Genomic DNA, 8407 nt, shown 5'->3' with positions numbered 1-8407 from the left:
GCGGAAGCGGACCGTAGGTCCAACCGTAGGAGCCATTGCTGCTTGTTCCTTCTAACACCTAATCTTGGGAAAAGCTTAAGAAGCGACATGGAGTGTAACAAGAAAGACCTTTCAGGGTGTGGCTTTCCCGCCCTAGGAACAACTGCAAGAGGGTATAGCCAGGACACTCTCGCGGAACTCAGTGAAAACTTAGTGAAACAGGTAGGCCAGCCCCACCAGCAGGGCCACCAACCCCACCGCTGTCAGGGTGAAGTGAAGCAGGGAAGTCTTGCCTTTGCGCACCATGTTGCGCATGGCCAGGCGGGTGTAACTCAGCTGGGGGGGGGATCCCGCCCCAACCGAAGGAGAATCTGCAGAAGAAGGCTGCGCCATCAGGATAACCAGAGCGATAATTTACCCTACCTTCAGGCTAGCTTAATCTGCTCCTCCGGATAGAGGTGTTTCCCAAGCTTCGACCTTCCCGCTGAAGAAGGGCCATAGCTGTCGCGCGGGGATCTTCCGGTGCCAAAATAACGACAGCATCCCCCTCTTTTGCCCCCCATGTTGCAAGTTCAGCATCTTTCCTACCATCCGGCAGGCGTTTCCCAGCCCATTCTCAACGATCTTTCCTTTGAGTTGGGCCTGAACCAGTTGGGGCTGATCGTGGGCAAAAGTGGGGCGGGCAAGAGCACCCTGCTGGAGATTTTGGCTGGCTTGGCGCGGCCCACCCAAGGACGGATTACCTGGGGAGGGGCAGAACTTTCCCCCAACCGCTTGCGCAGCATGGCGGGGTTGGTGTTTCAGTTTCCAGAGCGCCACTTTTGCGGCTTGACGGTGCTGGAGGAAATGCGCTTTGGTTATCCAGAGCTACAGAGAAAAGAGATCGAAAACGCCCTCAGACAGGTGGGATTGGAAGGGATCCCTCTACATACCTCCCCAAACCGCCTCAGCGGCGGGCAACAGCGGCGCTTGGCCCTGGCCGTCCAGTTGATCCGTGGCCCGTTTTTGCTGTTGCTGGATGAGCCGACGGCAGGATTGGATTGGTCGGTGCGACGGCAGTTGATCGAGCTGTTGGCTCGGCTAAAGTCCACCTGGACGGTGTTGGTGGTTTCCCACGACCCGGAGGAGCTGTCCTCCATTGCCGATGTGCGGTGGACATTGCAGGCGGGATCCCTGAAGCTGTTGCCGACGGAGGCTTTGCTTCACAGGTAGCGGCGGGGATCCACCGGTTGGCCATTGACGCGCACTTCAAAGTGAACATGGGGCCCGGTGGAGAGGCCGGTGGAGCCGGAAGCAGCAATTGCTTGCCCCCGCTGTACCTGCTGGCCTACCCCAACGGCAACGCGGCTGTTGTGGGCGTACAGGGTGGTGATGCCGCCGCCGTGATTCACAATCACCGTGTAGCCATAGCCGCCGTACCAGCCGGCGTAGATGACGGTGCCCCGGTCGGAGGCTCTCACCGCAGTGCCGGTGGGCACACCAAAATCGATCCCCGCATGAAAGCGGCGACTGCGGTAGATGGGGTGAACCCGCCAGCCAAAGCCACTGGTGATCGGCCCGCGCACCGGAGCGATGAATCGGCCCGTCCCTTGAACGGGATCCCTGCCCCCCTGCTGTTGGGCCTGCTGGGCGATCAGTTGCTGGATGAGGAGAGTCAACTGTTGGGAATCGGCTTCCAGCCGCCGTTGGGCTGCTTCATAGGCCGCGCGTTCGTTGGCCAAGCGGCTCAACAGCTGCTCTTGGGCGACCGCCTGCTGCTGCAGTTGGTTCTTCTGGGCGGCCAGCTCCTGCAAAATCAAAGAGATCTCGTTGCGCTGCATCTCCAGAGCAATGCGCTGTTGATCCACCTCCTTGGCCATTGCTTGCAGCTCTTGGATCAACTGCCGATCCGCCTCGATCAACAGTTGCAGTTGGTGGCGGCGGTCGAAAAACTCGTTCAAGTCACGGCTGGTGAGCAGCAAAGCCCACCAATGTTCGGCCCCCTGTCGCTGCATGTAGCGCAAACGGGCAGCCGTGCCCTGTTGCTGCCGTCTCAGGCGGTCTTCCAGCTCCTGTAGCTCCTTTTGAGCTTGCTCCAGGGCTTTCTGGGCTTGTTCCAAGCGATACTGATTGTCGCGAAGGCTGGATTCGGTCTGTCGAATGTTTTGCTGCAGGGATCCCATGCGGCGGCGGGCTTCTTCTTCTGCTTGGCGCAGTTCTCCCAGGCGGCGCTGAGTGCTCTGGATTTGTTGCTGGATCTGCTGCTGCCGCTGTTGCAATTGGTTGACATTCTGCGCCTGAGACGGGGCACCCCCCCACAGCAGCAAGAGGGTGAGCAATCCGAGCGCTATCCACCCTTTTAGCCTGTGTGCCCCACGACTGAGACTCGTCACTCCTCACACCCTCTGCAACCGACCCATCGACCCTAAGGATACAAAGATCCCCACGGATCTGAATCGGGCCTGAGCTGGCTATTTAGGGCTACTCCGAACAGCAACAGAAGAGCCAGACAGTAGCGACTCCACCTCCGGATCCCACAGGCCTGACGGCATGCAACTCAAGCGGCAGCAACCTCAACGGACTAGAAAAACTAGGAAATGACGATAAACTGGCCGCTCACCTGCTGGCAAACCTCACGCTTAGAAGGCCAACCAAAAAGTTGCCTCATACAGACGGGATACCTTGCGGCACCTTTGGTTTGAGGAATCTTCCTCCTCTTCTCTGCTGAGTTCAGCACCGGTTAGGGAGACAACAAGGCCAGAGCAGGAACCAGCAACGCCGTGAAAAGCTGGGAAAAGCAAACACTCCGGCAAAGGCCACGAACGCGCAAACAGTTGCCCCTATAAAACACCGGCTTTGCTTGTTCCTGAGTCATCTGCTAGGCTTTCCCTTGAAAGAAAAGACGTTTAGGCTTTATGGTTTGTCATTATTTCATTGGCAGGCTGACTTTTTCGTTTTTGGATTGCAATTAAACTTAAGCTAAACCCAAGCAACTGCAAAACACTGAGCGGGTATTTTCCTACAGATGGCATTCGAGGATGCTGAGTGCAGTTTCAGAAAAGGGTCACAGCACCCCTGGTTACTCCATCTGTGGCAGCAGCCGCTGATTGCCGTGATCCGCCTCTGGGCCAGCCCAGCCCAAGCTCTCGAGGGAGCCATGCTGGCCATCCGAGCCGGGATCCGCCACATTGAAATCACCACGCAAGTTCCCCAATATCTGGAGCTGATTGCCCAACTGCGACAAGACCACCCGCAGTGTTGGATAGGGGTGGGCACTGTTCTCGATCGGCAGGTGGCGGAGCAGGCTTGGCAGGCAGGAGCCCAGTTTTGCGTTTGCCCCTTCACCGATGAGCAAGTTATCCGCTGGGGTCGGGAAGTAGGGCTGCCCATCGTGCCCGGTGCCCTCACCCCCAGCGAGATCTGGAGGGCGTGGCAGGCGGGGGCAACGGCAGTAAAGGTGTTTCCGGTGGAGAGCATGGGGGGATCCCGCTACCTGCGCCATCTACAATCGGTGCTGGGATCCCTGCCGTTGATCCCCACCGGGGGAGTCACCTTGGCCAAGGCAGCGGAATACCTGCAAGCAGGGGCCTGGGCAGTGGGCATTGCCGGGGATCTGTTCCCGACAGAGGATTTGGACTCAGGCTGCCATCTGTTGGAGAATCGACTGCGGCAGGTGCTGCAGCAGCTTGCGGAGCAGAGAAACAAAACCTGGCCCAATCCGGGCAAACTAGTAGAATAGGGGGCGTGGTGTGAGTGAGGCCCGCATGGATGGATCTCTAGATCTCTATCTGCAATTCAACATCCCCAGCCCGGTTGAAGAAGCCACTTGGCGTCATTGGTTCGAGATCTGGCTGAAAGAGCTGGGAGTCCAGGAGCCATGCGAGCTCAGCCTTTGCCTCACTTCCGATGAACACATCCGCCAGCTCAACCGCGAGTTTCGCCATCTCGACGAGCCCACCGATGTGTTGGCCTTTGCCGCGCAGGAGATGTTTGCCCCCTTTGGGATCCAAGACGTAACGGGGGTACGCCTACTGGGGGATATTGTGATTTCGGTGCCCACCGCCCGCGCACAAGCCAAGGCGCAGGGGCATCGTCTTTCGCAAGAGTTGGCCTGGTTGGCCAGCCACGGGTTGCTCCATCTGCTGGGGTGGGATCACCCGGATGAACTGTCCCTACAGCGCATGTTGCAGCAACAGCGACAGTTGCTCGCAGCCATCCAACTGGATGGGGAGGTGGCCCATGGCCAACAGTCCTAGTCGGTTGCCGGAGCGTTCTCGCCTGGCGGTGTTCCGGCGGCGCGTCCATTCCAGAGACCCAGCGCAGCCATCTGAGGCGGATCGGGCAGCCAGTGCCGAGCCTTTGGGAAGGGATCCCTGGCGACGCCCCCCCTCTTGGCAAGTGGCCGACAACTTGGGCAAAAGTTTCTACTACGCGGGCAAGGGCTTGGTCTATGCCATCCGCACCCAGCGCAACTTGCGCATTCACATGGTGATGGCGGTGATGGCCTTTGGCCTTGGGCTGGGCCTGCAGCTGAGCGCCCTGGAAATGGCCGTGATTAGCCTAACCAGCGGTTTGGTGATGGCGCTGGAGCTGGTGAATACCGCTCTGGAAGCAGTGGTGGATCTCACCCTGGGCAGCAAGTACCATCTCCTGGCCGAGATCGCCAAAGATTGCGCGGCGGCAGCGGTGTTGATGGCGGCAGCGGCATCCTTGATGGTGGCGGCTTGGCTATTTCTTCCGCCTTTGGTGTTGCTGCTGCAAGACGGCTTCCCGGCAGCAGGGTAGCTCCCCGACTGGAGAGGGAGTTTCCTATCCAGACGGCTGGGAGTGGATCACCACCCGTCCTCCCTGCCGGTCCAGGTTGAGCAGTTTGGCCTCCGCTTCAATATCCAACTGCGCCCAAGCGCTGACCATCGCGGATCCCACCCGTTCCCGATTCTCGGGAGCACAGAGGGCCAGAAGAGTGGGGCCGGCTCCGCTGATCACCACCCCATAGGCTCCGGCAGCCATGGCTGCAGCTTGAACCGTTTTGAACCCAGTGATCAGCTCCATACGCGCCGGCTGGTGCAGCCGATCCTGCAGAGCCACCTTCAGCCAGTCCACCCGCCCCGACTGCAAGCTGCGAATGAGCAGGCCCAGATGGCTGCTGGAAAAAACCGCATCCGCCAAGCTGACGGATTTGGGCAGGATCTCGCGGGCCGCTTGGGTGGAAAGCTTAAAGTTGGGCACCACAGCCAGGATGCCAATGCTCTCATGCCACTCCACGGGACAAAACACCCATTGCCCCTGCTGTCCCTGCACACAAAGCTGACAACTGCCCTGCAGGGCGGGCACCACATTGTCTGGATGGCCTTCTAGGGCAATGGCCAGTTGTAGGAGGGTTTCGGGAGCTAAGTTAAGCGCCCCAATGGCATTGGCCCCCAGCAAGCCGCCGACAATGGCGGTGGCAGAACTGCCCAACCCCCGCGCCAGGGGCACGTTGAGGGTAATTTCGATTTCTACCCCCGGCACAGGCTTACTCAGCAGCTCAAAGGCGCGGCAAAAAGCCCGGTACACCAGGTTGTCCTTGCTCTGGCTAATGTGGTCGCTGCCGCGGTAGTGGATGCTGAGGCCAGAAGGGATCTCGCGAAAATAGAAGTGATTGTAGAGCTCTAGGGCTGCACCGATGCAGTCGAACCCTGGCCCCAAGTTGGCGGTGGTGGCCGGGACGATGACCTCTACGCGTTCTTTGACCAAGGGGACAACTCCTCAGTGAACGGTGGGTAACTCAATGTCTGCGGGCTCCCATTATCCTACGAACGATGGCCAGACCTTGGATATTCTCGCCACCTCTGCTCGGTCTGCAGCTCGCCGAGGCAAACGCGCTGATCCAGCGGAGCTTTTGGACTATCCCGAAAGGTTTCTGACCATGATTGGTTCTTGTGACTTAATTTGTGACTTATTGAGTATCGGGAATGTTGGGCCTGTTTCAACTCCAGCCTTTGCCATTGGCTGAACCCATCAGGGATCCTGAAAGAAGTGGGGGAGGGATCGGGGGGTGCAGGGGCTGTCTTGGTTGGTGTTGGGTTTGAGCTATGTCGGGTTGGGACTGGGATCCCTGCCTAGGTTGCGTATGAACCGGGCCACCATCGCCCTGGTGGGATCCGCCCTGTTGATTGGCTTGGGGACCTTGTCGCTACGGCAGGCTTGGGAAGCCATTGACCCGACCACGATTGTGTTTCTCCTGAGCATGATGGTGGTAAATGCCAGCTTGTCTTATGGGGGGGCTTTTCAGTTGGCTTTGCTGGGCTTGATTCGGGTGAGCCGCAGCCCCTTTGGCCTGTTGATCATGCTGGTGTTCGGCAGCGGGCTGCTCTCGGCTTTCCTGCTCAACGACACGCTGGCGCTGGTGTTTACTCCCCTGACTTTGCAGGTCACAACGGTGCTGGGGTTAAACCCGATTCCCTATCTGCTGGGCTTGGCGGCAGCCACCAACCTGGGATCCGTCGCCACCCTGAGCGGCAACCCGCAGAATATCCTGATCGGCTCCTTCTCTGGGATCGGCTATCTGGAGTTTGCTGCCCAGATGACCCCCATTGCCGTGGTAGGGCTGCTGCTGGAAGTGGGGTTGCTGTGGTTGTACTACCCTGAGGTGCGCTCGTTGAAACCCTTTGCCCAGGTGCCTTGGCTGCCGCTGCGGCTCTACCCGCCCCTGTTGCGCAAGAGCGTGGTGATTACGGGGGGGCTGTTTGTGGCCTTTGTAGCCGGACTTCCCTTGGCAGAATCGGCTTTGGTGGCGGCGGCCCTGTTGTTGATTACCCGCAGGCTGAAGCCGGAGCGATTTTTGGGGCAGGTGGACTGGAATCTGCTGGTGATGTTTTCCGGGCTGTTCATCCTAACGCGGGCAACGCGAGAGCTGGTCACTGTTTGGGGGATGGGCTTGGGATCCTTGGCAGAGAGTCTGGCGGGATCCCCTCTTGCCCTGCTGAGTAGTGTGGCCGTTTTATCCAACCTCATCTCCAATGTGCCGGCGGTGCTGTTGCTGCAATCGTTCCTGCCCCGACAGGAGACCACCGCTTGGCTGTTGCTGGCTGCTGGCTCCACTTTGGCAGGCAATTTGACACTATTTGGGGCGGTGGCCAATTTGATCACAGTCGAGGCAGCGGCCAAAAAAGGCTATGTGCTTTCGTTTGGGGAACATCTGCGCTTTGGCCTGCCCCTCACTCTCCTAACCCTGGGGTTCAGTGGGTTGTGGCTGTACCAGCCTTTCCTGTCTTCTCCACCGCTCAGATGACCTCTGTCGAGGGATCCAGTGGGGCTGTGACTGGCTTGTCGGGATCCCTGTGTATGATGGGAAAAAGAGTTTAAGAAACGTAACGTGTCTTCTCCGCTATCGCAGGCAGTTATTTTGATCACAGGGGCAACAGGGGGTATCGGCAGCGTCCTGGTGCCCATGCTGGCTCAGGCCGGATCCCATCTGGTGTTGGCCGCTCGGCGAGAAGAGCCCCTGCGAGCTCTGGTGGAGAAATCAGCCTCTTTGGGGGCTGCCTCTGGATTGGGGATCCCCACTGATGTGACGGACTATGCCCAGGTAGAGGCACTGGTCAACCAAACGGTGCAAAAGCATGGGCGCATTGACGTGCTGATTAACCTGGCCGGGGCCGGGATCCTGAAGCCTGCTCCCCAGCTAACCCCCGCAGACCTAGAGCGGATGATAGCGGTCAACCTGAAGGGCAGCTTCTACACCAGCCAACTGGCTGCCAACCCCATGCGGGAGCAAAAATCCGGCCACATCCTCAATTTTCCCGGCGTCCTTGGACGTTATCCCATGGCGATGGCCTCTGCTTACTGTGCGGCCAAGTTTGGGGTGGTCGGGTTTAGCAAGTGCATGGCCGATGAGCTGAAGCGCTTTGGGGTCAGATTTACGCTGTTTTACTTCGGGGGCATCGACTCACCCTTCTGGGATCCCATCAGCCTGAAGGTGCAGCGAGACAAGATGCTCAGCCCTGCCACGGCTGCGGAAGCCATCTGCTTTGCCCTTACAGCGCCCGCTGGTGCTGTACCGAGCGAGATAGTGTTGCAGCCGGAAAGCCACCAATTCCTTTGACCAAGTGTTTTGCCGTCCTTTTGCTGGGGTTGAGGCGGCAGCAGCTTGTCTTTTGGTGAAACAAGCGCTCGAGTTTCTCTCTTGGGCTCCCCCCGTCTCAATCTTGCTCTCTGCAGCCCAAAGCGCCAGCAGGGATCCTCATTTCTTGGCGGCAACGTTGGATCAGATCTCCCGACACCCCCACCAACCGTCCTAGCCATTCGTCTGGCACAGAAGCAAGCAACGCCGGCCCAAACTGCTGATGAAGATGCTGCCAGAGAAGGGTAGCCCGCCGCCGGCTGGGGTAAGCCTCTGTCAACTTTTGCAGGATCTCGGTGCTGCGAGCGCGACGACGATAGCCCCAGTAAACTACCCGGCTCCGAC

Annotated in this window: 10 protein-coding genes; 6 read left to right on the top strand and 4 right to left on the bottom strand. The window is 58.9% G+C overall.

What is annotated here, in order from left to right:
- Positions 1–189: 189 nt before the first annotated feature.
- Entirely contained in the window at positions 190–372 is a 183-nt protein-coding gene (locus NW819_RS11810) for a DUF3285 domain-containing protein (protein WP_414352125.1), read from the bottom strand.
- Positions 373–540: 168 nt separating this feature from the next.
- Between NW819_RS11810 and NW819_RS11805 the strand changes: the two genes are divergently transcribed.
- Entirely contained in the window at positions 541–1191 is a 651-nt protein-coding gene (locus NW819_RS11805; RefSeq protein ID WP_011433492.1) for an ABC transporter ATP-binding protein, read from the top strand.
- Here the strand turns inward: NW819_RS11805 and NW819_RS11800 are convergent.
- Positions 1182–2297, bottom strand: a complete 1116-nt coding sequence (locus NW819_RS11800; protein WP_414413860.1) for a murein hydrolase activator EnvC family protein — start codon at positions 2295–2297, stop codon at positions 1182–1184. The genes NW819_RS11805 and NW819_RS11800 overlap by 10 nt on opposite strands.
- A 686-nt stretch (positions 2298–2983) precedes the next feature.
- Here NW819_RS11800 and eda point away from each other — a divergent pair.
- The 3 genes from eda to NW819_RS11785 are packed head-to-tail and all read left to right on the top strand — an operon-like array spanning position 2984 to position 4743.
- On the top strand, positions 2984–3697 hold the full coding sequence (gene eda, locus NW819_RS11795) for a bifunctional 4-hydroxy-2-oxoglutarate aldolase/2-dehydro-3-deoxy-phosphogluconate aldolase (protein WP_414389148.1): 714 nt from the start codon (positions 2984–2986) through the stop codon (positions 3695–3697).
- 25 nt (positions 3698–3722) lie between these two features.
- Positions 3723–4214, top strand: coding sequence for an rRNA maturation RNase YbeY (gene ybeY, locus NW819_RS11790; protein WP_414413859.1), 492 nt, complete (start codon positions 3723–3725; stop codon positions 4212–4214).
- Complete coding sequence (locus NW819_RS11785; protein WP_414413858.1) at positions 4198–4743, top strand: diacylglycerol kinase family protein; 546 nt, start codon at positions 4198–4200, stop codon at positions 4741–4743. Before ybeY ends, NW819_RS11785 begins: the two co-directional genes overlap by 17 nt.
- 24 nt (positions 4744–4767) lie before the next feature.
- On the opposite strand, the gene thrB is transcribed toward NW819_RS11785, so the two are convergent.
- Positions 4768–5694 carry a homoserine kinase gene (thrB, locus tag NW819_RS11780; RefSeq protein WP_011433497.1) on the bottom strand — a complete coding sequence of 309 codons (927 nt, stop codon included), beginning with the start codon at positions 5692–5694 and terminating at the stop codon, positions 4768–4770.
- A gap of 301 nt (positions 5695–5995) precedes the next feature.
- On the opposite strand from thrB, the gene NW819_RS11775 reads away from it, so the two are divergent.
- Both NW819_RS11775 and NW819_RS11770 read left to right on the top strand, forming a co-directional pair.
- Positions 5996–7231 (top strand): anion transporter, encoded by a 1236-nt coding sequence (locus NW819_RS11775; protein WP_414413857.1) that lies wholly within the window; start codon positions 5996–5998, stop codon positions 7229–7231.
- An 84-nt stretch (positions 7232–7315) separates the two neighbouring features.
- Positions 7316–8044: an SDR family oxidoreductase gene (locus NW819_RS11770; protein ID WP_414413856.1), complete on the top strand. Its 729-nt coding sequence runs from the start codon at positions 7316–7318 to the stop codon at positions 8042–8044.
- Positions 8045–8141: 97 nt separating this feature from the next.
- Here NW819_RS11770 and NW819_RS11765 read toward each other — a convergent pair.
- Positions 8142–8407: hypothetical protein (locus NW819_RS11765; protein WP_414413855.1), on the bottom strand; the 266-nt coding region annotated here is incomplete at its 5' end.

It is taken from the genome of Synechococcus sp. R8-2, from assembly GCF_047461715.1.
GTDB lineage: Bacteria > Cyanobacteriota > Cyanobacteriia > Thermostichales > Thermostichaceae > Thermostichus.
This window is presented reverse-complemented; position numbering and strand designations above follow the sequence as displayed.

Bases quoted from the DNA above. Each gene is read 5' to 3' on its own strand.
- NW819_RS11810 (WP_414352125.1), bottom strand. From the start codon at position 372: ATGGCGCAGCCTTCTTCTGCAGATTCTCCTTCGGTTGGGGCGGGATCC.
- NW819_RS11805 (WP_011433492.1), top strand. From the start codon at position 541: ATGTTGCAAGTTCAGCATCTTTCCTACCATCCGGCAGGCGTTTCCCAG.
- eda (WP_414389148.1), top strand. From the start codon at position 2,984: ATGGCATTCGAGGATGCTGAGTGCAGTTTCAGAAAAGGGTCACAGCAC.
- ybeY (WP_414413859.1), top strand. From the start codon at position 3,723: ATGGATGGATCTCTAGATCTCTATCTGCAATTCAACATCCCCAGCCCG.
- NW819_RS11785 (WP_414413858.1), top strand. From the start codon at position 4,198: ATGGCCAACAGTCCTAGTCGGTTGCCGGAGCGTTCTCGCCTGGCGGTG.